The 25,434-nt window shown below is 33.6% G+C and carries 20 protein-coding genes; 3 read left to right on the top strand and 17 right to left on the bottom strand.

The window, feature by feature from the left end; genetic code table 11:
- Window positions 1-393 precede the first annotated feature (393 nt).
- Window positions 394-1,290: an acetamidase/formamidase family protein gene (locus GSH73_RS04965; RefSeq protein ID WP_014759101.1), complete on the top strand. Its 897-nt coding sequence runs from the start codon at window positions 394-396 to the stop codon at window positions 1,288-1,290.
- Between the two features lie 16 nt (window positions 1,291-1,306).
- Window positions 1,307-2,665 carry an APC family permease gene (locus tag GSH73_RS04960; protein WP_014759102.1) on the top strand — a complete coding sequence of 453 codons (1,359 nt, stop codon included), beginning with the start codon at window positions 1,307-1,309 and terminating at the stop codon, window positions 2,663-2,665.
- Between the two features lie 113 nt (window positions 2,666-2,778).
- Here the strand turns inward: GSH73_RS04960 and GSH73_RS13700 are convergent, their stop codons facing one another.
- The 7 genes from GSH73_RS13700 to GSH73_RS04930 all read right to left on the bottom strand — a co-directional run bounded on the left by GSH73_RS13700 (window position 2,779) and on the right by GSH73_RS04930 (window position 7,611).
- Entirely contained in the window at window positions 2,779-2,919 is a 141-nt protein-coding gene (locus tag GSH73_RS13700) for an EamA family transporter (protein WP_267889020.1), read from the bottom strand.
- The gene (locus GSH73_RS13695) at window positions 2,885-3,187 is read right to left on the bottom strand and encodes a DMT family transporter (protein ID WP_014759103.1); all 303 of its coding nucleotides are present in this window, start codon (window positions 3,185-3,187) and stop codon (window positions 2,885-2,887) included. Before GSH73_RS13695 ends, GSH73_RS13700 begins: the two co-directional genes overlap by 35 nt.
- Before the next feature lie 74 nt (window positions 3,188-3,261).
- On the bottom strand, window positions 3,262-4,713 hold the full coding sequence (locus GSH73_RS04950; RefSeq protein WP_014759104.1) for a sensor histidine kinase: 1,452 nt from the start codon (window positions 4,711-4,713) through the stop codon (window positions 3,262-3,264).
- The gene (locus GSH73_RS04945) at window positions 4,710-5,405 is read right to left on the bottom strand and encodes a response regulator transcription factor (RefSeq protein ID WP_160175242.1); all 696 of its coding nucleotides are present in this window, start codon (window positions 5,403-5,405) and stop codon (window positions 4,710-4,712) included. Before GSH73_RS04945 ends, GSH73_RS04950 begins: the two co-directional genes overlap by 4 nt.
- Complete coding sequence (locus GSH73_RS04940; protein ID WP_014759106.1) at window positions 5,398-6,162, bottom strand: lantibiotic immunity ABC transporter MutG family permease subunit; 765 nt, start codon at window positions 6,160-6,162, stop codon at window positions 5,398-5,400. Before GSH73_RS04940 ends, GSH73_RS04945 begins: the two co-directional genes overlap by 8 nt.
- Window positions 6,162-6,920 (bottom strand): lantibiotic immunity ABC transporter MutE/EpiE family permease subunit, encoded by a 759-nt coding sequence (locus tag GSH73_RS04935; RefSeq protein WP_014759107.1) that lies wholly within the window; start codon window positions 6,918-6,920, stop codon window positions 6,162-6,164. The genes GSH73_RS04940 and GSH73_RS04935 overlap by 1 nt, the downstream gene beginning before the upstream one ends.
- Window positions 6,913-7,611: a lantibiotic protection ABC transporter ATP-binding protein gene (locus GSH73_RS04930; RefSeq protein ID WP_014759108.1), complete on the bottom strand. Its 699-nt coding sequence runs from the start codon at window positions 7,609-7,611 to the stop codon at window positions 6,913-6,915. The genes GSH73_RS04935 and GSH73_RS04930 overlap by 8 nt, the downstream gene beginning before the upstream one ends.
- A 166-nt stretch (window positions 7,612-7,777) precedes the next feature.
- Between GSH73_RS04930 and GSH73_RS04925 the strand changes: the two genes are divergently transcribed.
- Entirely contained in the window at window positions 7,778-8,266 is a 489-nt protein-coding gene (locus GSH73_RS04925) for a ferritin-like domain-containing protein (RefSeq protein ID WP_014759109.1), read from the top strand.
- Between the two features lie 39 nt (window positions 8,267-8,305).
- Here GSH73_RS04925 and GSH73_RS04920 read toward each other — a convergent pair whose 3' ends face one another.
- The 10 genes from GSH73_RS04920 to GSH73_RS04875 all read right to left on the bottom strand — a co-directional run bounded on the left by GSH73_RS04920 (window position 8,306) and on the right by GSH73_RS04875 (window position 25,423).
- Window positions 8,306-10,102 carry a carbon starvation CstA family protein gene (locus tag GSH73_RS04920; protein WP_014759110.1) on the bottom strand — a complete coding sequence of 599 codons (1,797 nt, stop codon included), beginning with the start codon at window positions 10,100-10,102 and terminating at the stop codon, window positions 8,306-8,308.
- 138 nt (window positions 10,103-10,240) lie between these two features.
- A complete protein-coding gene (locus GSH73_RS04915; RefSeq protein WP_014759111.1) occupies window positions 10,241-11,008 on the bottom strand; it encodes a LytR/AlgR family response regulator transcription factor in 768 nt (255 codons plus the stop codon).
- Window positions 10,980-12,674 (bottom strand): LytS/YhcK type 5TM receptor domain-containing protein, encoded by a 1,695-nt coding sequence (locus GSH73_RS04910; RefSeq protein ID WP_014759112.1) that lies wholly within the window; start codon window positions 12,672-12,674, stop codon window positions 10,980-10,982. Before GSH73_RS04910 ends, GSH73_RS04915 begins: the two co-directional genes overlap by 29 nt.
- 31 nt (window positions 12,675-12,705) lie before the next feature.
- On the bottom strand, window positions 12,706-13,266 hold the full coding sequence (locus tag GSH73_RS04905; protein ID WP_014759113.1) for a Uma2 family endonuclease: 561 nt from the start codon (window positions 13,264-13,266) through the stop codon (window positions 12,706-12,708).
- Between the two features lie 122 nt (window positions 13,267-13,388).
- Window positions 13,389-15,875 carry a DUF2357 domain-containing protein gene (locus GSH73_RS04900; RefSeq protein ID WP_233432480.1) on the bottom strand — a complete coding sequence of 829 codons (2,487 nt, stop codon included), beginning with the start codon at window positions 15,873-15,875 and terminating at the stop codon, window positions 13,389-13,391.
- The gene (locus GSH73_RS04895) at window positions 15,841-17,496 is read right to left on the bottom strand and encodes an McrB family protein (protein ID WP_038068451.1); all 1,656 of its coding nucleotides are present in this window, start codon (window positions 17,494-17,496) and stop codon (window positions 15,841-15,843) included. Before GSH73_RS04895 ends, GSH73_RS04900 begins: the two co-directional genes overlap by 35 nt.
- 37 nt (window positions 17,497-17,533) lie before the next feature.
- Window positions 17,534-18,241: a hypothetical protein gene (locus GSH73_RS04890; RefSeq protein WP_014759116.1), complete on the bottom strand. Its 708-nt coding sequence runs from the start codon at window positions 18,239-18,241 to the stop codon at window positions 17,534-17,536.
- Window positions 18,222-20,162 carry a BREX-3 system phosphatase PglZ gene (gene pglZ, locus GSH73_RS04885; RefSeq protein WP_014759117.1) on the bottom strand — a complete coding sequence of 647 codons (1,941 nt, stop codon included), beginning with the start codon at window positions 20,160-20,162 and terminating at the stop codon, window positions 18,222-18,224. Before pglZ ends, GSH73_RS04890 begins: the two co-directional genes overlap by 20 nt.
- A 31-nt stretch (window positions 20,163-20,193) precedes the next feature.
- Window positions 20,194-22,884 (bottom strand): DEAD/DEAH box helicase, encoded by a 2,691-nt coding sequence (locus GSH73_RS04880; RefSeq protein WP_233432481.1) that lies wholly within the window; start codon window positions 22,882-22,884, stop codon window positions 20,194-20,196.
- Window positions 22,877-25,423, bottom strand: coding sequence for a DNA methyltransferase (locus tag GSH73_RS04875; RefSeq protein WP_014759119.1), 2,547 nt, complete (start codon window positions 25,421-25,423; stop codon window positions 22,877-22,879). The genes GSH73_RS04880 and GSH73_RS04875 overlap by 8 nt, the downstream gene beginning before the upstream one ends.
- Window positions 25,424-25,434 lie beyond the last annotated feature (11 nt).

Raw genomic sequence — 25,434 nt, 5'->3', positions numbered from 1 at the left:
AGTATCTCCCCTAAAATTATCTCATATATATATTTTATTATATTTCAACCAATAATCAACAAAAACTTTTATAAAAAGACTCTAAATGCAATAACAGCTCATAGAGCTGTTATTGCATTTAATTAATTAAGAAAGAGGAAGATCTTATTTTTGATCCCAATTACATTATATATTTTTTTTAAAAAAAGTTAAGCAAAAATTTTTTAACCTCAACAATATTTATAATCTAATTTGTTCCACAATGTTTTCTCGTCTCTATATTTAAACTTTAGTAGATCTTTTTTGAAATTATAAAAATATTTTAATCGATAAAATACATTTTTATTGAATGATATCTTAATTAGAGATATAATGAATTTAAGTATAGTTTACATAAAAAGGAGATGCTGGAATATGTATGAATTGACAGATGAGAAGTGCATTTTTAGTTTTTCAAAGCACAACGATCCCGTACTTTTCGTAAATGACGGAGAGGAGGTGAAGATAAAGACTTTAGACTGTTTTTCAGGTCAAATTAAAACAAATGATGACAAATTGGAAACCATGGATTGGGATAAAGTAAATCCCGCAACAGGTCCAATCTACATCAATGGTGCAGAAGAAAGCGACACACTTGAAGTGACAATAAAAAAAATCGGCATTGATGATAAAGGTGTCGTTGCGACAGGAAAGAATCTGGGAGTTTTAGGTCATATGATGAATGAATTATATTCAAAAGTAGTTGAAATAAATGATGGCAAAGTCATTTTCAATGAAAAGCTCTCATTTCCTGTAAAACCAATGATAGGTGTAATTGGAGTTGCACCAAAGGAAGGCGAAATAAACTGCGGTACACCTGGTCCACATGGAGGGAACATGGATACGAAGCTTATCGAGGAAGGCTCTAAGCTTTATTTGCCTGTATTTGTCGATGGCGCACTTTTTGCATTAGGAGACTTACACGCTGTAATGGGCGATGGAGAAATAGGCGTATCAGGTGTAGAAGTAAGCGGTGCCGTTACAGTCGAGCTTAGAGTTTTAAAAAACTTAAAGCTCAATAATCCACTTGTAAGGACAAATGAAGTAACTGCCGCGATCGCATCAAATGAATCAATAGAAAAAGCCATAGAAACAGCAGTAAATGATATGGCAAAACTCTTCCAGAAGTACACTGACCTGTCGATAGAAGAAATTTCGACTCTTTTCAGTATATCTGGAAATGTTCAAATATCGCAAGTTGTCGACCCACTTAAGACAGCACGCTTCTCTATGCCAAACTGGATCTTGGAGGAGTATGGAATAATATTTTAATTGGGAGGTATATTCTATGAATAACAAAAGCGACAGCACTCTTGAAAATTTTGGTTATAAGCAAGAGTTAAAAAGGGCTCTATCTGTATGGGATCTCATCATTTACGGCCTCATATTCATGGTTCCAATTGCTCCTTTTGGTATCTACGGCTTCGTTGCTGACATATCAAAAGGAATGGTCGCTTTGGCATATCTAATAGGCATTATCGGTATGATATTCACTGCCTTTAGCTATGCTTCAATGTCTGAGGCATTTCCAATAGCCGGTTCTGTTTACTCTTATGCAACAAATGGTTTAAACAAGGTCATTGGTTTTTTCACAGGATGGGCTATATTATTAGACTATCTTTTAGTACCTGCACTCTTGTATGTCGTTAGTGCTGCAGCATTAAGCAGCATATTCCCGGTTATTCCAGTTGTGGTATGGGCATTAATATTCATAATCATTAATACAATCATTAATATATTGGGCATTGAATTTACTGCTAAATTTAATAAAATAGTCCTGATACTTGAATTGATCGTTTTGGCATTATTCATAGTTGTCGGTATTGTAGCTATATCCCAAGGCGTTGGAGGAGCACAATTTTCATTTAAAGCTTTCTACGATCCACAAAACTTTAGCCTAGGTTTAGTCATGAGTGCAGTTTCTATAGCAGTTCTAAGTTTTTTAGGCTTCGATGGAATAAGCACACTAGCTGAAGAAACAGTAGGAGGCAAAAAAACAGTCGGAAGAGCAACTGTATTAGCGCTTTTATTTGCTGGAGCACTTTTCATACTTCAGACTTGGGTCGCTTCTATGATATGGCCTGATTATAAATCTTTCAGTGACCTTAACACTGCTTTTTACGACGTTGCGAAAAGAGCAGGTGGTACATGGTTAATGCTAACCACTTCGCTGTCTACTGCTTTTGCATGGGGCATTGCAAATTCCTTGGCAGCTCAAGCAGCAGTATCAAGAGTGCTTTTTAGTATGGCAAGAGATAAAAATTTACCTTCTTTTTTATCAAAAGTTCATCCAAAATATAAGACACCTTACATTGCAACTATATTTATGGCAGTGCTTTCAGCTGTTCTCGTTATAATTTACAGCAATAAAATAGCCGATCTCACGTCAGTAATAAACTTTGGTGCTTTGACATCATTCTTAGTCCTTCATATAACGGTAATAGTTCATTTCATTAAAAATAAATCATTAAATATATGGAAACACATTGTATCACCAGTTTTAGGTTTTTTAGTTATCTTTTACGTATGGATAAACTTAAACAACCACGCAAAAATTCTTGGAGCATCATGGATCGGAATCGGTATAATATATTACATCATACTTAAATTCGTCTTCAAGAAAAAGGTAGAAAATTTGGACGTATAAAACCTAAGGGCCTCTAAACCACATTGAGGCCCTCAATACATCTTTTCATCTGCATTTTTATTGCTAAAATCCTAAGAAATAAGTGTAATATGCAATACCTGTGACAAATACAGTTAAATACAGACTATTACACCAAGTATCAAACCATAAATTTTGGCGGGATTTAATTTTTCATTTAACAGTATTGAAGCTGCAATCATTACAAAAAGGGGATTTGAGCTAAATATTACAGCAGAAAGGCTGGCGGATGTCATGTTTATCCCTATCTGCAAAAGGGGACATGCTGAATACCACATTAGTAAGCCCTATCAATACTAACAACCAAAAATCTTTTAACGCGATATGTAAATTTTTGCTTTTAATATTTTTTATAGCAACAGGAAGTAATATGAGTCCGCCTATAAAAAACCTGATGAAATTTATCTGAAGCGGATTTATAATGCCTGTCAATGTTCTTCCTACTACTTCGTAAGTACTAAAGAACAGCACCGTTACGATAAGGTAGATATAACCTCTATTCAATCTTGACACCTTCTATGTAAAATTTACAACATCATTTTTATTATATATCCTATGTCAAGATTATCGTTAGGATTTTACACACTCTTCTCATACTTTAAATCAAACTTAATACAAGCACCTCCGCCCTCTCTATTATAAGCTTCTATTTTCCCGCCATGAATCTCTACCAACTTCTTTGCAATGTAAAGTCCCAGACCAACGTGTCCATCTTCTGATGACCTAGATACATCTCCCCTGTAAAACCTTTCAAAGACATGTGTTAAGTCTCTCTGATTGAATCCACTTCCTGAATCACAAACTGTTACATAAATTTTATTTTCATCGATATTACATCTTATCTTTATCATTCCTAATTTAGGTGTATATCTTATACTGTTAATGACGATGTTATCCATTACCCTTTCAAACTTTTGAACATCAATATATACTATTGATTTATCATGCCTTTGGTCTTGAATATCCAAATCGAAATTTAAACTTTTGTCTTTTGAAATTTGTTTATACTCATCTATTTTACGTGTTAAAAAATCTTTTATATTTATTTGACTAAAATTCAGATTGGCTGGTGAATCATCTAATTCAGTCATAAAAAGCATCAGCTTCACAATCTTTATACATTTATCAGTATTCTCAAGAATCACATCTAAATACTTTTTAAATTTTAACTTGTCGTCTATACAATCATCAAGCAGTGATTCAGCATATCCTTTGATTATTGAAATAGGTGTCTTCAAATCATGGGCGAGGGATTCTACCATTTCGTGCCTTTCCTGTTCGATTTTCCACTGAGCATTAAGAGAATTTTTTAATTCATCCTTCATATCGTTAAATGCTACACAGAGATTACCAAGTTCATTATCTGCTTTATAATCAATGTCAAAATTGAGATCTCTTTCTTTTATTTTTTTTGACGCCTCAATAATCAAATTTAAAGGCTTTCTTATATTTTTAGTAAATTCTAGAGAAAAAATTATTGTAAATAAAGCAATGTAAATAAACGGCGAAAATACTATTATTATAAATAATGGCTCATATAAAATTCTGTCTACCTTATTAATAAAATAAGGCGTTAATGTATAGGACAGTGAAACAGCACCTTCTATCGTACCTTGCCTATTTATTATTGGTATGATTTTATAATAGCTACCTTTTATACCAAATGTCGTATTTATAATTTTATACAGCTCATCTCTATTCCTAATTAGCTTCTGATTATCAGTGCCATATATTTTACCGCCACTTTGATTCATTACCTGATACTTAATACCTTCTTTTGGTATGATTTTGTCAATTTTACTTTTATTATCAATATTTAATATATCCGGCCCATAACCTCTAATCTTGCTTTCGATTGAAGGAATCATCTTCTCATAGTAATTGGCCGGATAAACCTTTTTATACTGAATATTTAAAAACAATAGATATCCTATATAATACGTCACTATCGTTGCCAGTATGCTTAATATCAATATAGAAACAAAAGATATAATAAACTGTGTCTTTAGCGGTTTATTTTTAAATATCATAAAACCTTCTCCCATTTATAACCTATTCCCCACACTGTCTTAATATATTCTGTATCAGGGTCAAAGTTCTCAATTTTTGCTCTTATATTTTTAATATGCTCTGTAACTGTAGTAGTGTCGCCTTCTGCATCAAAACCCCATACTTTTTCATAGATCTGTTCTTTTGAAAATACTTGACCGGGATGAAGCGACAAAAGCTCTAAAACATCAAATTCTTTTTTAGTAAGCTCAATAGGAGCCCCCTTCACCATCACTTCACGCGATTTTAAATCTATTGAAATGTTTTTAAAATTTAATAAAGCCCTTTTTCCTTCTTCATTTAATAAAATTGCTCGCTTTTCCCTTCGCAAATGTGCATCTATCCTTGCTAACAATTCCTTTAAGCTAAATGGTTTTACAACATAATCATCACCACCTAAGGCAAATCCCTTTATCCTGTCCATTTCGCTTTGTTTTGCACTTAAAAATACGATGGGACAAATTACAGTATCCATTATCTTGCTGCAAACTTCATACCCATCAATATCAGGCATCATTATATCAAGCACTATAAGATCCGGCATATCTTTAGCTTTTTCAATTCCTTCCTTGCCATTATAGGCTGTCAGAACAGTATTGCCCTTTCTTTCAAGCGAATCTTTTAACAAATCGGCTATCTCTTTCTCGTCATCAATAATTAATATTTTACTCATACATTTTCCTGCCTTCCCATCTTTTAAACCATATTATACCACCAACAATCATAAATATAAAAAACAATGAAGCAAATATGACTCCACTTACTATTTGATTAATCAATTCTCCCGACGATATTATTTTAGGCTGATATGTAAAAAGAAGATATGCACCAGGAAGTTCTGATAACCTCACAGGCCATGCCCATGGAATATACATCCATATACTATTGCCTAAGTTTGTAGACATAAGCGCAGCAACTAACATGCCAAAACCCCCAAATCCAATTGATGCTCCCAATCCCCATGCAAAACTAATCCACATATACATAGACAATAATGATAATGCGCCGATTGATTCTAAAATAAAAGACGCTATATAGATGACCCACGGAAAATTCCCGCGTAATATTAAGTCAAACCCAATTCCAAAAATAAATATTGAAATTATCATACTTATCTGCATTGATAATGCTATAAATATGAATTTGCCAATGTATAAATTGCTCCTTTCAAAATTATTGCAAAACATGTTTATAAAACCTCCAGCATTCTCCTCCTGATTTGCAGCCAAACCAAATAATAAGCCAGCCATAACTGGAACAAACAATGCTGTCCAGATTTCAAAAAAGTCTTGATGTATATAAAAAACAGATAAAGATCTTACTGATGAGTACCATAGGAATGCAGATGAAAACAATACCGGAAGCAAAAATGTAATATATCTTAAAGGTGTACGCTTCGTCTTTATTATTTCAGAATACAATATCTTCATCAATTTAAATCTCTCCTTTGAAACCAAATCATAGTAAAAATTGAGAATATCAAAAACGCTAAAACTGATACAATAACGCCTATCGGAATTGCCGATGGATCCCTTAAAGAGTCATTAATCTGTAATAATGTACCGTTAGGATGAACACCTATTATTGGGCACATAAGCCTTATTGGCCAGCTCCATGGAATATAAATCCAATATGATTTCGAAGCTCCAATCACACCGATAATAAGTCCTACAAACCCTAACACAATGCTATAAAATGTTCCTTTCAAAGTCGCCAACCATAATTCCAAAGGAATAAGAGCAAGCGATGTAACCCATGTAAAAAATCCTCCTGCAATTATTTTACCCCAAGGAATATCTCCACCTGCCGTTATTGATCCTGTTATAATAATAGCAATAATCAAAACCAATGTTGACAAAAATGTATAAAAGGCCATTATCAATATTTTACCTATCCATATTTTGTGTAGAGGAACATTTCGGCTTTTTATACTTCGATATTCGCCAGATTTTTTCTCATGCAAAGCTACCAGCGATGCATAAAGTGCCAAGCCAATCGGTATAAAAATTACTGGACACCAATTGTACACCAAATCAATAAGAAGCTGCCATGGCATAAGATAATTTGCAGGCATAAATATCTTCTGTGGCAGTGCATACAGCACAAAAAATAACGGCGCAAATATAATAAGTTTTCTCATAAAAGTCCTTCTGTACTTTAAATTCTCTGATTTTAAAATATTAATCATTTTTTTCACCTCTCACTACAGTGAAAAATAACTGTTCAACGTCTTGCTTTTCATCTATTGTTCCTTGGTATTTAAGTTTGCCGTTACTTATAATACATATTGTATCAACAAGCTTTGAAACTTCTGTTAAAATATGGCTTGATAATATTACCGTAATCCCCATTTCGTGAAAAGACTTTATTAATTCTCGAAGATTCTGTATACCTATAGGATCTAAACCATTGGATGGCTCATCAAGTATTAACAAATCTGGATTTCCTAATAAAGCAATTGCAATCCCTAATCTCTGTTTCATGCCTGTAGAAAATTGCGATACTAGTTTTTTACCTGTACCATTTAAATCTACAATTTCTAAAACTTCTTTAATCCTCTCATCAGCAATTCCAATCAATCTTGCATGAACCAAAAGATTTTCATACGCCGTCAAATTCCCATATAGAGCAGGCGACTCAATAAGTGCACCAATTCTATCAAGATGTTCTCTTCGCCACCTCTCTCCAAACACAAATATTTCACCTGATGTTGGATGCAATAGGCCAGTTAACATCTTTAATGTAGTAGATTTACCGGCGCCATTAGGTCCAAGAAGCCCATATATAGATCCTCTAGGAACTTTTAATGAAATGTCATCTACAACTAAGTGTTTACCATAAGACTTTTTTAAATTTTTCGTTTCAAGTATATATTCCATAATATACTCCCTTTCTTCCATCTTTTTATTTGTTGTTTGTATTATAAAATCAAATTATAAAGAATTTATAAAGAAATATTTCCATTTCCCTATTTAATTAATTAGCAAATAATGTTATAATGTTATTAAAAGAAAATTATTATTTATTGATAATGGAGATGATTATATGAATCCTTTAGAGTATGCAATCAAAATGGAACTTGATGGTGTAAATTACTATAATGAACAAGCTGAATTAAATAAAGACAACGAACTTTACAACGTATTTAAAGAGATGGCAAAAGATGAAATGACACATGCAGAAATACTAAAAAATAAAATGAATGAAATTACATTTGAATTAAAAGATGATAGGAATTTGAAAAAGGCTAAAAACATATTTTTTAGCGCAAAAAATTTTAAAACCAATATAAAAGACATACCGGGACAGATTGAAGGATACAGGCTGATTTTAGATAAAGAAAAGGAAAGCATAGATCTATATAAAAGGCTTTTAAATGGCAGCAATGATGTAGAAGAAAGTGAAATCTTCAAATACCTTATAAAGCAAGAAGAAGAACATTATGAGATAATCGAAGACATAATAGCATTATTGAACCACTCTTATGAATGGGTTGAATCCGCTGAATTTGGTGTAAGAAAAGAAGAATATTAATACATAAGGACAGGCCTTCACCTGTCCTTTTTATTGCTTTTAATTGGATGTTTCTAAATTTGCAGCTATATCTTGTGAATGCATTTCCCTGTATATCTTGATCCACTTCGTCACACAATCGATGCTTATAGCCACAGCTAACAGTAAAATTATTATTGAGAAAACTATTAAAACTGTATTGCCTGATGGCAGATAATTCGTCACGATATTCAAATACGCCGCTGTAACTGTTGTAACTATCATAAATGCAAAAGGCACTGCTGTTATGGCAATGTACTTTGCCTTTCCTCTTTTTAAAAGCATTGTCGTACCGATTGCTAATGCAATTGATGCCAAAAGCTGATTTGATGTACCAAATAAAGGCCATATTGTAGATATACTGCCATTGTACACCAGATAGCCCCACGCAGATGTAAATACAACGCTTGTGATTATGATACCTGGCCACCAATTCTTATTTTTCAATGGCTTGTATATATATCCGCCAGCTTCTTGCAAGACATACCTTCCAATTCTTGTGCCTGCATCGACAGTCGTCAGTATAAACAAGGCCTCAAATAGTATTGAAAAATGATACAAATATGACATCAATTCTTTAAAGCCTGGAATAGATGAAAATATATACGACATACCTACGCCTAAAGTAACTGCACCGCCAGTCCTTCCTGCCAAAGTCTCTCCAACAGCTTTTGAAAGCGCTGAAAGATCAACAGTATTCATTCCAAGATGTGCAAATACCTGTGGCGGTACATTTATGGCAAAATAATCACCAGGATGCAAGCTTGTAGCAGCAATAAGCGCCATTATAGATACAAACCCTTCTACAAGCATCGCGCCATATCCTATAGGCAAAATGTCTTTTTCGCTTTTAATCATCTTAGGCGTTGTACCTGTAGCTATAAGAGAATGGAATCCTGATAGTGCTCCACATGCTATAGTTATAAATACATACGGCCATACTTTACCGGGTATTATAGGACCACCGCCATGTATAAATTTTGTAGTCAAAGGCATCCTTATCATAGGATTAACAAATATTACGCCGATTGCCAATAAAGATATAACGCCTATCTTCATATAAGTGCTTAAATAATCCCTCGGTGTCAAAAGCAGCCATACTGGCAAAACTGCAGCTACAAGTCCGTAGACAGCTATAATAATCGTCATCTGGTGTTGATTAAATGTCAGATATGGTGCTAATGCTGAATGTTGAATAGCAGGGCCAGATACAACTGATATAATCATTAGTGCCACACCGATTATAGTGGCTTCAGATACTTTATTAGGTCTTATCCATCTCATGTAGATGGCCATAAACAGCGCGATAGGTATCGTAGCACCTACAGTAAAAGTACCCCAAGAACTATTGAATAGAGAATTCACGACAACGATTGCAAGTCCTGCGACGGTAATAAGCAAAATGAATATCACAGCCATCGTTGCAGCGAAACCTGAAAATTTTCCTACTTCTGCTCTTGCAATCTCTGCCAGGGATTTGCCCTCATGCCGCACAGATGCAAACAAGATAACTATATCATGCACTGCACCTGCTAAAACCGCACCTATCAATATCCAAAGTGTGCCTGGCAAGTATCCAAACTGTGCAGCAAGAACCGGACCTACCAATGGACCTGCTCCCGCTATAGCTGCAAAATGGTGACCAAAAAGTACCCACTTATTTGTCGGCACGTAGTCATAACCATTTTCCAATGCGTATGCAGGTGTTTTTCTTGTTTCATCCAGCATTAAAACTTTTGATGCTATAAATGCGCCATAAAAACGGTATGCCAATGCAAATATACATGCAGCAGCAACAACTAATACTATTGCGCTCATAAATTAAGACCTCCTTATATTTTTGATTCTATAAGGAGTATAAAATAAAGGTGAATAAAATTCATCGATTATGCCATGAAAGTAAACGATAAAGGGTTAAAAAGAAATATACGTTATCAAAAAGAAATGTTTACATTTCTAATTTCTGCTAAGACCTAATATCGTTTTAAGTTCTTTTATCTTGTTTTTGCTGACGGATATTTTAGTCTTTTTATCGTCATTCATTGTAAGCCAATAAGTCCCTTTAAACCATGGCAGTATCTCTACAACGTTATTCAAATTGACTATGAAGCTTTTCTGCACCCTTAAGAATAATGGCTCTTTAAGTCGGCTCTCTAAATTCTTCATAGTATCGTTGTATTCAAAGATGTCGTTTTTTGTCTTGACCATCACCTTACCTTCCATCGCCTCCGCATACACGATTTCGTCAAAATCTATAAGCCTGATCCTGCCAAACTTCTCTACAGGCAACTTATTAAACTGCTTTTCAAAGAACTTCGCCTCGTCGTCTATATAGCTTTCCCACTGATCCGGTTTATCTATCATTCCAGCTATTTTATTGATTGTCTTACTTAATCTACATGGATTTATAGGTTTTAAAAGATAGTCAACAGCACCAATCTCAAATGCATCTATTGCATAGCTATCGTACGCTGTGACAAATATGACCAATGGTACTTTTTCAAGCGATGATATGTTGCTTGCAACATTGATGCCATTTATCTTTGGTATGTCTATATCTAAAAAAACTACATCTGGCTTTAAACTTATGATCTTTTCAAATGCCTCTGTGCCATTTGTAGCTGTCCCTGCGACTTCTAAAGTATTTTTATAATCTTCTAAAAGACGCTTTAATCCTTCTATTGCAGGAATTTCATCATCTACTATTAGAGACTTTAAGACCACCAAAAACTTCCTCCTTCCTTTCTTCGTAAAATTTCGGAAAATCAAACGAAACTTTTGTACCGTATCCTTTTTTGCTATCTATCTTAAAAAAAGCACTTTTATATATGCTTTTAACCCTTTCATACACATTGTGAAGACCTATACCTGCATTGTTTTCTGACTCACCGTTTAAGATCTTCAAGCGCATCTGGTTATCCATTCCCTCTCCGTCGTCTTCCACCGAAAACCTGATAAAATCTTTATTGTTTTTGGCCCTTATTATTATAGTGCCGCCATTATCTTTCGGCAGAATGCCGTGTTTCACAGCATTTTCCACAATAGGCTGTATCAACAAAGCAGGAATGTACATATTTAAAATATCACTGTCAATATCCTTGATCACATTTATCTTTTCGCCAAAGCGTGCTTTTTCTATATACAAGTAGGCGTCAATATTTTCGATTTCCTTGCCTACGGTTATCCATTTCCCAGCATGTCTTAGATTGTTTCTCAAATATTCGCTTAATGTTATAAGAAGTTTGCTGGCACCATCAGGATTGTACTGTATAAATGAAATGACAGTATTCAGCGCATTAAAGAGAAAATGAGGATTTATCTGCGCCTGCAGTGCATTAAACTTCATCTCATCGGCAATCCTTTTCTGATTTTCTGCATCAGCGATTTCAAGCTGGTTCGAAATTAAATTGCTTAGTCCTTTTGCAACTTCTATATCTGTGCTGTTTACAAACTTATTCTTGCGAAAAATCTTGAGCGTACCTACTAATTCATCGTAACAGTAAAGCGGTGCTGTCACAGACGATAAAAGGCACAGGCCTTTTTTGCTGTTTTCTACATAAACTTTTTTAAACCTGAATGCGTTAACTTCAGACTTTTTAAATATATGCCATTTTTCATCCGCCCCATCTAATCCTACAGAGGCCAAAATCGTCTTCATATCGGTTATGACGACAGCATCTGCATCAATCGCCTCATATATGATCTCAGAAACAATTTTCGCTGTCTCAATATTTAATCCGTTTCTAATATATGGTATTGTCTTAGACGTAATATCAAGGATTATCTTGGCTTGCTTTGACTGTATCGTGTCAATCTCATCAAATACTGATTTGATGATCAGCATAAACACGGCAATCCCAGTTGAATTAACCAATATCATAGGTACGCCAATCACTTTTACAAGTGATAATGCACTGGCAAAAGGCCTCGATATGGCAAGGATCAGTATCATCTGCAGTGTCTCACCGATTATGCCTGCTAAAAATGCTACTTTCCAATCGACAGTATTTTTGTAGTATTTCTTTATGATGCCGCCTATAAGTCCTTCCGCTGTTGTCGATATTCCACAAGCTAAAGCTGTAAATCCACCTATTAAAAATCTGTGAAACCCAGCTATGAATCCCACAATAAGCCCAATAAAAGGTCCACCTAAAAGGCCTGCTATCATAGGTCCTACGACTCTTGAATTGGCAATAGCACCATTTATAGGAATACCTGCATACGTTCCTATGATGCCAATCAAGCTGAATATGGCTATCAGTATAGATAGGTCTTTATAACTTACATTATTGCTTATAACCTTTTTAAAGAAGTTTGCTTTTGACAAGATAAAAGCCAGAAGTCCTATCATGCTGAATCTTTCAGCCAACAGAATAAGCAGGTTTAACATAATTTCATCTCCAATTATGTCTAATTGATTTTTACATCGATATGTTTTTAAAATCTATCTTTAAATCTTCAAATATGCCAACTTTAATAGTATCGTCAAAGCTGTATTGATCTACCTCATTATATTCATCATTTTGGTTCATTCTAAAAACTATAATGCTTTTTTTATATGGATTCACAATCCAGTATTCTTTTACACCTGAGTTTTGATATAAATTCACTTTTACAACATAATCTCTTGACAAAGAAGATGGTGAGGCTACCTCTATTATCATATCAGGCGCACCATCACACCCTTTATCATTTAGCTTTTTCTCATCACATACAATAGATATATCAGGTTGTACTCTGCTTATTTTATTATTTTTGTCTTTTAGTCGGACGTCAAACGGTGCAGAATAAACTTTGCATCTTCCACCCTTTGAAGCAATATAATTATATATTAAAACTGACAATTGCATTGAAACTTCTTGATGTACCCTTGATGGCGGAGCCATCACATATATCTGTCCATCAATCAATTCAACTCTTTCATCTTCTGGCCAGTTTTCATAATCCACTTCCGTATAATTATTTTTTATTATTTTACTCATATCTACATCACCTATTTTGATTATATCATAAGAAAAACAATTTCACATATGATGCTTTATTTGAGCTTATATAGTAAACAGGTTTAACATTTTTCTGCCTCCTACATCAATATTACACAGCATCAAATGTATTTCTTAATTCTTTTTATCGCAACATTAGGTCTTTTTCTGAAATCATCTACATTTATATTATCTAATAAAATCGAATTTTTGTAAACACGGTAAGAATCACCAACTAACCAAATGTAAAGATTCTTGAATACTATCCCTTTTATTGCTGTATCATCGTCTACATCATCTTTATTTAGTTCAACTTTTATTTTATCCAGTCTTTTAAGCTCAAGATACAATCTATAATCGTCTTTCGTCTTTAACAAAAGATCTGAAACAATTTTCGCATTTTTTAAAAGGAATAGATTCGTATAAAAGCGGCGACGCACCCTATATCCTGCCAAGTCAATCTTTTTATCTAATTTTTCCCATTTATCAACCGTAAATCTGACATATAGTTCATCCGAATCCTTTGGTATCTCCTTAATCTCGCTTCTCTTTAATATTTCAAAATTCTTTACTTTACCATAATACCTTATGCCTGCATCATCACCAAAGCCCTTTGCTTTTGTCTGAGCAATTGCTACATACTTTATATATTTAATAGAAGATCTGATTTCAGAATACGGTATATGGTAAAATTTATATTTAAGATTTACCTCCAACTGCTTATAGCTGCTTAAATTCCCTACTAGAACCTCTTTATTGTTGAATTCTATTTTTTCAAGATACTCGTACATGCCATGCTGTAATACTGTGCTTTCGAATGCAGTCTCAGGCGAATCAGTAATTACCTCATTCAAAAGATCCTCCACAAGATGTGTAGCATTAGGCAAAAAAGGAAGGCCCCCTACGCCTACTTTCTCGATGCTTTTGTAAAATTGATTATTCTTATATTCATCTTCTTTTGAATAAGGAAATAATACAAATGCACCAAAAAACATCCTCTCAAAATTGTGATTATCATTGTTCTCATACACGATTGCATCTCTGTACCTGTGCATTGTATTTATATCGTCCTCTTCAGGTCCAGGCGTAAAGTACTTTTTTAAGTAGTCATTGTCATAACATATCCTGTACTTTGCATCAAATATATAATTGTATTTGACATTTGATCCTTTTTTCTCTAGAGATAAAACATTGTCAGGCTTTTGTGCTACTGTCGCAGTGCCACCATACCTATTATTGTAAGCTAAAAAATACCTTTCGCCATTTCTAGGGTTCTGATATTCTACTTTTGACTTTTCCCCCATCTTTATCTTTACAGATAATCCACTATTCTCAAACTTTATGATGTCCTGCCTTACAAGATCGTATTTATGCCTAAGTATTGAATTAAGCTTTATAAAGCACCAATACTCGTATAGAAGTGCCATGTTTTTTGGAGAAATCTTGATAAAGCCCTCCCTCATCATAAGCCCTTTTAGAAGCATTATGTAATATTTGTAAACATCCCTATACCCTGCTGCCATGTTTAAAACCAGCGACAATGAATTCATTGTGTGTATGTCCTCAACATCTTTTAAAAACGTGGTAGAGATATGCTTATCAAGCTTTGTAATCATCATATCTATTTTGTCTATTATATCCCTATCCACAGTTGTAGTGCCATCGTCACTCTTGCCTGTATACCGCTTTTTAAGCATTCTAAGCCTATTTATCACAGACTTTATCATGTACTTTATAAGCCTGTTTTCAAATGTATCAAATGTCACAGTATTTTTTAAAGACAGCGCTTTTTCAACAGTAATCACGTCACCTGAAGCTTTTACATACTGCTGATGCCTGTTTATCCACTTTATACATTCATTGTCTACTCTCTTAACCTTGTAGTTGTTTTGCACAACCCTCTCTTTTGCCAATACGTGATGCGGCATTTTCAATACTATCCCGATTGCACGATCAAGTCTATCAAATATAAGGTTTATTATGGCAAAAAACTCTGTAAGGCTGTTGCCAACAGTATCCCTAAGTCCAGTCAATAAATACGTCTTTTTATAAAAGTCAAAAATCAAATTATAAAGCTCATCATTTATATCCTTTAAAATCGCTTTATAATCATCCCGATAATCTATTTTTGAAGGGTAAACTTCTATCTCCACTCTCAAGTACTCTTTGCCATCAACCTTGATTATCAAATCAGATAGGCCAATGTCATTGGTGAAATTGACAACACCCGTTAAAAGTCTCGCCTCATAACCTCTTTTCGCATTTCCTACAGGGCTGACTTTATTTCTGATGTTTATATTTTCGTGATAAAACTCAATATCGCATTCTGACCTTTTCTGTATTAATATTTCATAATTCTGTTGCTCAAAAAATAAAGGGTCGATTTCACCAGACAATTGTACAGCCTCTCCCAACTCCTGCGAATAAACTTCTGCCTTATATTCATCCCTGCATGATATCTTTACACTTGATTTTACGCCTTTATTTATATCAAGCTTCATCATATCTGGGTCTTTAAGAGACCCCTTTATAGTGAAGTAAAACTTAGGAGTCCATATATTTAGAAGTTCTATATCAGAGCCAGTAAGATGTGAAAACATCTTCCTCATATCTCCTTATCATAAACGCTATCTTCTCACACGATTTTCTGTACTTCGCATTGGCTATCTCTTCAAACATCTTCTCACTTTCATCGCTGTCGTAGTCAAACCTATTCTCAAGGTTACCCGAGCATATCTTAAAAAGCTCTATAAGTATTTTTTTTATGCCTATGCTGCTGCCATTTATCCTAGGCAATATCTTTTGAAGTATCTCATAGTCCATGGCATCATCAAAATCCATCAAACCATAAATAGAATTGTATATGATATAAAAGCATATCTCGTCTCTAACTCTGTATCCAAAACGATAATATCCCAATACTTCGTTTATATTTTTCAATATGGATATTGTATCATCTACAATATCATCGTATCCAAAACAGTCTTTCAACGTAAGAAAGTCACTTCTTAAAAAATCATTGTTTAAATTCTTCGGCAATACCTCTTCTACGTCTTCGAAGGCATAGTCAAGATCTACATCAGACAATTCTATCACATTTGCCCTGTCTAAAACCTTCTTGCTAAATGGAAATGTAGTCTCGTCCATATTGACTGTACCTATGAAATACAGATTATCAGGTATGTATATATCACCGTATTCATCAAAAAAATCCCTATCTAAGAGCTCTCTATTTAAAAGTCTATCAGTAACAATAGTTTTATTAACTTTATTTCGCGATTCTATGATGGACAAGACATCACTGAAGTAGTACTCTACTCTTGCAAGGTTCATCTCATCCAAAACGAAAAAATACGGGTAGTGTGGATTTTTCATCGCATCTTTTACAAAAGTAGTAAGAACTCCCGGATGAAATCTTCCATTTAAATCCTTATATCCCAATAAATCTGCAAAGTCAGACCAGTCAGGCCTAACAGGCACAAGCTTAAAGCGACCATTTTCCGTAGTCGCACCGACCGCTTCAGCAAAAAGCCTAGCCAGCTTGCTTTTGCCTGTCCCTGATATACCTGCCAATATCAAAAAAGGCTTCGTCTTCAAAGACAGATAGTAGTTTTCAACCAGTTTGTCACCGTACAAAAATCCACGGTTTCTTATGTAGTTTTTTATGTTTGTAATTTGTTCTTTGATAGTGGTATAAGTATTCTCCATATCTCGCTTTACCTCAATATTTTTAATCACATCGGAACCTTTTTTTGAAAAGAATGATCTTGGCTCCTTTTCAAAAACATACATTGGGTTTACTTGATTTCCAAAATTTATTCTCTCAGTTCTATCATGCTGATATAAATTTTTTCTTTCAAATGAATCATCATCTATTTTAGTAATTTCTCTTAATTCTATTCCTCCAACACACTTATTTATATCTGATCTATAATATTCAGGAATGAATTCTATATATTGTCCATTCCTCATTTCATCTCTATCCCAAAATCTGCTTATTATGCCAATGCCCCTAATATGCCCTTGATTATAAAAAAATGCCTTTGTCTCAATACCATTTTGAATTTGATCATTTATCGTTTTAATTTTATCTCTGCCTATACCTGGACTATTTTCATTTGGCTTTATTATGCCCCAAATTACTTTTCCCTTTTTCTTAATTACATTTATATGCTCTTCAATTGTATCAACACTGTACAATGAATCATTGTATTTTAAAACGACATGCATTGCTTCCAAAATAAATCACCTTCAAATATCATAATTATCACGCAAAAGTGATAAGTAAATTGTTATTTACTTTATATAAATTTAATGAATCCGAATTATGTATATCCATAGTCCCTATAGATAATCTAAATGGAAAAGAAGGATTTAATTTGTTTACTTCATAAAAATTTAAATAATCTTTTTTAAATGATCTCATATAACATTCTAGAAAAAATAACTCTATGTCAACATTATCTATGGCAATTATGTTTGCCTTTTGGCATATTCCGGGATTTTTCTTTTCAAGAGCTTTCCATTGTACCATTGAATATATAATTCTAGGAACAGCATATTTTACTGTGCTTCTTTCCCCCCATTTATCATATATCCTATTTAAAACAGTTTTAATTGCAAAATCATCTTGCAAATATAATAATTTACCTATCGTGTCAATAATATCGCAAAATATAGGAAAAGCAAGCATCATCATTGACCAATTAATTAATAATCTCTCATTTTCATTTGCATCATTGTATAACTTTATTGCCTTATCTCTCAAGTTAGAAAATTCATCAGGCATTGAAACCCACGTACTTGTCAGTATATTTACACATTTTCTTCTATTATCATCAGAAATAACTTTGTCTTTTAAATAATCATTTAATTCTTGTTTAATAATCTTTATATCAGATTCTTTACTATAAATTTCTACCGTTTTATTAAGCCACTCAATTTCTATCATTCTATCAAAGCCCACTTTTTGCATTATGTTCTTCCTTTCTTACGCGAATAAATGGCACAATCACTTCCTCAATAGATGCTCCACCATGTGTTATAATTCTTCTATCATTATCTACAAATGCATTATTTCCATTAGAGAGTATAAAACTGTAATCATCAGGCAATCCAAAACCTGTCCATACGAATGCGTTATTGTTATTGAGCGCTTTATCATAATTTAAACCGCGTTCGTAAATCCTCACTCTTTCACCAGCTATTTCAACAATACTGCCTTCATTTAGCCGTCCATTTCCAATAGAATATACGTTCCCATGATCGGATGTTATAAAAATTTCATATCCGTTTTTTGCTAAACTATCGAGAAATAAATTAAAATCACTATTTTTAAGCCATAATTTTAAATCTTGATATAATCCATCTACAGACAGTATTTGTCTATGAATCAACTTATCAACAATATCCACCACAAAGCCTAAAATTTTCGCCTTACGATTATTTATTATATCATTTAATCTGCTATCTTTAAAATCTATTACACTTCGCATATAAAAAACATTGTCCAAATATAAACCTTGGTTCATCCAAAATCTTTTCCATTGCCTTTCTTCATAATTGGTCGTCATCAATGTATCTTTAAAATACACAGGTATTTCACCCGCAAAAATCGATTGCCTTGATATTGATGTCAAGGTCGGTATCCACGCAAACGACGTAGTTGACTCTATATGCCAATATCCTTTTTCTTTCAGATAATCTTTAATAATATGCCAATCATCAAGAGACATTCCATCAAAAACTAAAAGCGCTACTTTATCAAAACCATCTTTTTTCATCTTATAATTTATATACCATGGCACATGATGAAGCATAACTGGTCCATTAACATAAGATGCCGAAGAAAGATAACTATATTCATTAATAAGCCATTTTCTAAATCTATCTTCTATTTCTTTTTGAACATCCTGGAATTCATGGTTAGAGCGATCTCCACTATAGAAAATATACAATGATTCTCCCCAAAGCTCAGAAATATTTTGCCAATCCCTATACGATTTTGCCTTATCAATCTTTTCTTTTACGCTTGACAAAATATTTTCTAATTCTCTCTTCCTTCTTAAATTTTCATCATAGATTATACCGGCATGTGTCCATTTTGGCAGTGCATCAATATTATGTATCACCACAGGATCAATATATTTTTCATAAAATAAATTATCGATATACACCTTTATATCATTATTGCCGAAATCAATCGTCGCATTTGAAGTCTTATTTAATAAATCATTTAAATATGTCTTCCATTCATCACCTAAATATGCAAAAAAATTATCTTTAGTATAAAACACCTCTTTATTTTTTATCTTTTTAAAATAATCTTTGCTATTTAGCTTTTCTATGAAATAGTCAAAGATAATCTCAGGCAGCTCTATTCCTTTGTAATAAATATTAACAAAGGTTTTAATTAAATCAATATAATTATTAATAACCTCAGGAACAATTCCGTATATATTTTTTAATATATATTCTTTAGTTTCTGCTTCACTTAATTGCTTGCCTGTGTAATACGAATAAATCGAATAAAGTTTTTTAAGTATGTCTGGATGCATCTCTTTTAAAACAGTATAATTTAATTTCGGGAATAGCTCGGTTAATGTAATTGCAATATTAGAAGAAGACATCTTTATATCATACGGTATTGTAATCTTACCGTCATATCTAATTAATAATTTCACACCACTTTTCAATTTCCCACTTGGAGCAATCTTAAATTTACTTTCAAAATAATATCTAAAAAGATCTGGATCTTTAAAATCGTAGATATCATACCCATTTTCCTTTAGCATGCTAATTATATCACTATTTGATAAAATATTGTCTTCATCAAATACCAATATTACATTGTTATCGCACCTATTCAATTTGCTAACTATATAATTTATCATCATAAATATGCATCCCTTTGTCAGTAAATATTTCTTACAACAATTCAATAATAAATAAAGGATTCAAAACCGGCAATATTTTTTCATAATCTCTCATTTTTTGATTTAATTCATTTTCTTCTTTTTCTATCTCCTTAAGCCTATACCTTTTAACAGCATCTAAACCAATTCTTTCTGCTGCCTCTCTTCTCAATTTTAATGCATATTTATACCTATTCAAGTCTTTTTCACATTTTTCAAAGTATGATTTTTTAAGTTCTTCAAATTTATCAAAAGCTATATTTTTAGCCTTTTCAAATATCATATTATAATTTTCTTCTGAAAGATCTTCAAATCTCTCAAAAATTATTGAAACGTCATCTTTCAAGAATATGTCCCATAGCATATTTGCTGATGCAATCCGCAGGACGCCACTTTTATTTATAAATAACGGAAATATCCTTTTAAAACTATTATTATATCCATTGATCCCTACTTCCCATAGTGACCAGTATCCATTTTCATTTGGAACACCATCAATTGATACAACAGGTATTTTCCCATCATATATATATTGAGGTATATTTTTAACCATATCCTCCAAATCTTTATTGTTTAATGATAAAAAATCATCATCTATAAACATGGTGATTTTATCACCATCAGAAAGCTTTTTATTAATATACATCTGCTTTAACCAATGCTTTATCGGTGTATTATTGATTTTTTCAATCATTTCTATATTTAATTCTTTTTCGTCTTTTAAAATGCCCTTTATATTGTTTATCTTTTCAGCATTTTCTTTTATCTTAATTTCGACTTCACTGACTATAAAATCAATATCATCTGGGTTTTCTATGCTTTTCATATACAAATCAGTAAAGTCCATCTCTGACTGTACAGAATCCAATATGTCCTGCATTTTGTCTACGCCAAATTGTTCAAATATTATCTTAAGCTTTTCTTCCAAAACCTGTCTTACTCTGAATTCTATCGTATCAGATAAAACATAATTTATTACCACTACATCTCTCTTTTGCCCTATCCTGTCAATTCTTCCAATGCGCTGTTCGATTTTCATCGGATTCCAAGGCAGATCATAATTTATCATTATATTGCAAAACTGAAGATTAAGGCCTTCACCGCCTGCATCCGTAGACACAAGTATATCAGCACTTTTCTTGAATTCGTCTATTGCATTGTTTCTTTCTTCCATCGACATTGTGCCATTCAAAATAGCAACAGAATATCCTTTTTCTTGTAGAAAATTTCGCAAGAATTCCTGCGTTGCAATAAACTCTGTAAATATAATGACTTTAGGTTTTTCACTATGCTCCATCTGCAATAAATCAAGATCTTCTAATAATGTTTCTGCTTTTACATCAACATATTGGCTTTCTGCGCGCTCTGCTAAATGCAACAAATCCTCTACTTCTCTCTGCTCTTTTTTTATGTCCTGATATTTAATTTTTATAAGTTCATCTAGAGCTTCCTGTGCGTCATATTCATAAAAGTCATCTTCATCAAAATTATTACTGCTTGTTCCGCTGTTTTTTAGAATCTCAATTCTTCTCTCTAAATTCTCTTTAATTGCGTGTGTGCTGCTTGTAACTAATCTCTGCATTAAAACCATCAGAAAACCTATGTAGTTTTTCTTCTCTCTCCTTGCCAAATTATATCCCTTTGATACATACTCTGTCACTTTTTCATATAGTTCTTTCTGCAAGCTATGCCTTGCACTCCATGATATATTTTTAGTTTTTGTGATTCTGTTTTTAAAAAGTGGATTGCCTTCAGAGTCTAATGCTTCCCTCTTTTCAGTTCTCACTATGTAAGGTACCACTTGTTCCCTTACAATAGCATTTTCATCTGGAAATGCATTTTTATCAAGCAATCTTACTAACCTCAAAAAAGAATCTGTCTTGCCTTGGTGAGGCGTAGCAGTAAGCAGTAAAAGATATGGACTTGCATCGGCTAAAACTTTACCTAATTTATATCGAGCTACATCAGACGATGATCCTGCTATCCTGTGGGCTTCATCCGCAATAATTATATCCCAACCTGCATTAGCTAAATCCTCAATTCTTTCTTTATTGTATTTCTCTATATCTTCTTCTGTCCACCTTTGTCTCTTTTCCAATGGCTTTACAGAATCAATGGATGTAATGACTTGATCAAATTTTCTCCAAACATTGCCATCGCCGTATAGCCTTTTAATAGCGTCAAAATCTTGTGGCAGCAGTATATTAAAATTTTCATCAAATTTATTTTTCATTTCATCATGCCACTGATTTATAAGTCCCTTTGGACTAATAATTAATATCCTTTTTATAAATCCTCTTGCTTTAAGCTCTTTGATTATGAGACCTGCTTCTATCGTCTTTCCTAACCCCACTTCATCTGCAAGCAAATATCTTATTTTACTATCTGATAAAACACGGTTTAATGCATATATTTGATGGGGAAGTGGAATGATACTGCCGCCTATTGGCGACAGTATCCCATTTGACAATTCATTAAATACTCTAGAAGATATAACGATATACTTAAAATAATGTATATCAAAATCGTCTCTTTGTGAGTAATGTCTAAGTACCTCATCAGATACTAAGCGAAGACTTTTATCGATAGGGTCATAAACATTGTATGTTTTATACCCCCATAGTTCATTTGAAGAAACTACTTGTACGTATCTATTTATTTCACAATCAAAAACCCACTGGCCTACACTGTACAACTTAAACACCTAACCTTGTTTGTGCATTATCATAGTACATCAGCAATGTTTGGTCTTCCTGCAAAAATGATTCAGGCAGCCTTTCGCTAACACTTACAATAGTCTCATAATCTTTATTTTTCCAGCATTCCTTAAAGCCTACTCTTATAGCTTCTGATCTAAATATCTTAAGCTTTCCCTTAGAATTTTTATACTCTTCAAAATCCTTTAAGAGTTTTTTCTCTCTTAATTTCTCCATGTCTGACTGTCTATTGACATCTGGCACATACCATCTGCCATCATCATCTTTCAAGAAATTTTCTTGAAGTATATCTATAAGCTCTGGTATGCTTTCATGCTTTCCCTGATGAAGCTCTTCTAAAAACAATGGCTGTAGTTCTTGATATGTCATAGGCTTATTTAAAAGCTTATATTTTAGCCACTGTATCGCCATCTTTTCATCTTTTATGATGAATGAAAGCTGATCATTAAGCTCAAGCTTTGCTCGCTTTGAGTCATAAACCGCTGCTTGGTCCGGTAGAAAGTACATTCCATCTCTTTCTATGTACCTTTTCTTTAGTCCAGCATAGAAGTCAGAAGATCCCATCGGTATAGATGCGCCATTCTGTATATGAAAAGCAATCATGCTGTCGTAAAGCAGATAATCACGCCTCTCATCTACGATATCAAGCCTGTCACCAACCTCTACGACGATAGGAAGCTTCTCAAGGTGCTGGCTCACAAAATCCCACACGCCTTCTTCTGTGCCAGCCTCTTTTAAAAACCTCTTGACAAAGCCTTCCTTTGGCTTATATGCCGATATAACAAGATCCTGCTTTACAGCAGTCGTTGTCGTAACTTGCTTAAATGATCCTTGTTTTTTGTCAAGCGTCCTAACATTGGCTATGACAAAGCCTGCTCTCAATATAGCTTCCTGTATGGCATTCCACACAGCGTTTTTTGAGTTGTGAAACTCTACAGTCATCCACCTGCCTGGCTTTAATATCCTGTACATCTCTGAAAAGCACTTCTCCATCAACTCTTGATACTCATGAAGCCCTTTCTTCTGCGTTTTATTAATTATAGCCTCTGTCTTATTGTTTGTAAAAATTTTAAGCCATGATTCCCACAAAAAATTCAGCTCGCTGTACATAAGATTATCTCCAAATGGAGGGTCCGTAAAAATATAGTCAACAGAGTTAGATTTAATATTTTTTATATCATCTAATGATTGCGTTGAAATACATTTATTGTAAGGGCTAGATAACTCTTTGTTAAGTATTCTTTTCATAATTTTTCTATAAATAAAATCAATATTGTTAATTTCATGTATCATTGAGCTTACATATAATGTACCAGATAATTTACTTGGCAAACCATTAGGTCTCTCTCTATTTAATTTTGAAGAACCTTCAGAAACCGAAGTTAAAAGCCAATAAAAGATATTTTTTTTCATTTTAATCCTATCATATATTGCACTTAAAACCCACAGATTTCTCTTTGTATAAAAATGGTGCACATGTGTTATTCCATGGGATTTTTTCGGTTGTTCTGTATTATAACCATTCGGCAATTCATCTGTCGGATACCAGTATGGTATATCCATCTCTTCGATCTTTTCTATAAGCTCCATATCAAATTCATCTGGTTTCTTTTCATACCTCTTATTGTCTACTGTGTAATTTATTAAGACAGGAACTTGTTTTACTTGATTTATCACTTTATCCAGCGCCTTATCGTATACAGTTTTCCATGCTCTATCGAGATCTTTCTTGTTTACGGCAGCACCGCAGTGTGGACACTTAAACTCATCCATCACCTTGCCATCTTCTTTATTAACTGCTGCATCCCAAAAAACTATCTCATTGCTGCAGTTTGGACAGACAAAAACATCCGACCACACTGTGTAGTTTATCCTTCCTTTTATGACACTTCCATCTATGTACTTCTGAGGTACTCCATCAATCGTGTGAATCGTCTCATACATCCAGCCGCACTCATTCTCTACTTCATCGAGGATTCTTTTAGCTTCCTTCTCGAATTCTGCAGTATCAACCGGCGTATTGTAATTGTATGCGATAAATGTTGCAGCAGGCGATAGATCGCCAAGTATCGCCCTTCTCGCTCCCCATTCTACTTTCTTGCCTTCTTTTTCAGACTCTTTTTCCACTTTAAACTTAAATTCTGGATCTGGATTGCCGCACATTTGTGCAGCAACACCTGTCATGCCGGTTCCGCAAAATCCATCAAAGACGATATCGCCTGGCTTTGTATAATGAAGTATATACCTCATTATAGCTTTGTGAGGTACTTTCGTGTGATACGAATGAGCATTGTATATAGGGTCGTTTTTCCCTTCTGATACGTCAGCAGCATATGGCTCGCATTTGTAATCATCAGTTTCCTCATCATACGGCTTACCGTACTTCTCTATAAAATCATTTATGAATGGATTAGGACATGCCGTATAGTGTGGCGGATCGGAAAGCTCAATTATGTCCTCATCACTTCCTATCGGAAATCCATCTATATTTCGTACACTGTCCAGCATTTCTTTTGTTAGCTTCACGTCAATTCCTC

The sequence above is a fragment of the Thermoanaerobacterium aotearoense genome (assembly GCF_009905255.1).
GTDB classification, from domain to species: Bacteria; Bacillota; Thermoanaerobacteria; order Thermoanaerobacterales; family Thermoanaerobacteraceae; genus Thermoanaerobacterium; species Thermoanaerobacterium aotearoense.
The sequence above is the reverse complement of the archived record's forward strand: the minus strand, read 5'-3'. Positions and strand labels throughout refer to the sequence as shown.

Excerpts from the sequence above, each read along its gene's own strand:
- GSH73_RS04965 (WP_014759101.1), top strand. The coding sequence starts at position 394 with ATGTATGAATTGACAGATGAGAAGTGCATTTTTAGTTTTTCAAAGCAC.
- GSH73_RS04960 (WP_014759102.1), top strand. The coding sequence starts at position 1,307 with ATGAATAACAAAAGCGACAGCACTCTTGAAAATTTTGGTTATAAGCAA.
- GSH73_RS13700 (WP_267889020.1), bottom strand. The coding sequence starts at position 2,919 with ATGACATCCGCCAGCCTTTCTGCTGTAATATTTAGCTCAAATCCCCTT.
- GSH73_RS04950 (WP_014759104.1), bottom strand. The coding sequence starts at position 4,713 with ATGATATTTAAAAATAAACCGCTAAAGACACAGTTTATTATATCTTTT.
- GSH73_RS04945 (WP_160175242.1), bottom strand. The coding sequence starts at position 5,405 with ATGAGTAAAATATTAATTATTGATGACGAGAAAGAGATAGCCGATTTG.
- GSH73_RS04940 (WP_014759106.1), bottom strand. The coding sequence starts at position 6,162 with ATGAAGATATTGTATTCTGAAATAATAAAGACGAAGCGTACACCTTTA.
- GSH73_RS04935 (WP_014759107.1), bottom strand. The coding sequence starts at position 6,920 with ATGATTAATATTTTAAAATCAGAGAATTTAAAGTACAGAAGGACTTTT.
- GSH73_RS04930 (WP_014759108.1), bottom strand. The coding sequence starts at position 7,611 with ATGGAATATATACTTGAAACGAAAAATTTAAAAAAGTCTTATGGTAAA.
- GSH73_RS04925 (WP_014759109.1), top strand. The coding sequence starts at position 7,778 with ATGAATCCTTTAGAGTATGCAATCAAAATGGAACTTGATGGTGTAAAT.
- GSH73_RS04920 (WP_014759110.1), bottom strand. The coding sequence starts at position 10,102 with ATGAGCGCAATAGTATTAGTTGTTGCTGCTGCATGTATATTTGCATTG.
- GSH73_RS04910 (WP_014759112.1), bottom strand. The coding sequence starts at position 12,674 with ATGTTAAACCTGCTTATTCTGTTGGCTGAAAGATTCAGCATGATAGGA.
- GSH73_RS04905 (WP_014759113.1), bottom strand. The coding sequence starts at position 13,266 with ATGAGTAAAATAATAAAAAATAATTATACGGAAGTGGATTATGAAAAC.
- GSH73_RS04900 (WP_233432480.1), bottom strand. The coding sequence starts at position 15,875 with ATGAGGAAGATGTTTTCACATCTTACTGGCTCTGATATAGAACTTCTA.
- GSH73_RS04895 (WP_038068451.1), bottom strand. The coding sequence starts at position 17,496 with ATGCATGTCGTTTTAAAATACAATGATTCATTGTACAGTGTTGATACA.
- GSH73_RS04890 (WP_014759116.1), bottom strand. The coding sequence starts at position 18,241 with ATGCAAAAAGTGGGCTTTGATAGAATGATAGAAATTGAGTGGCTTAAT.
- pglZ (WP_014759117.1), bottom strand. The coding sequence starts at position 20,162 with ATGATGATAAATTATATAGTTAGCAAATTGAATAGGTGCGATAACAAT.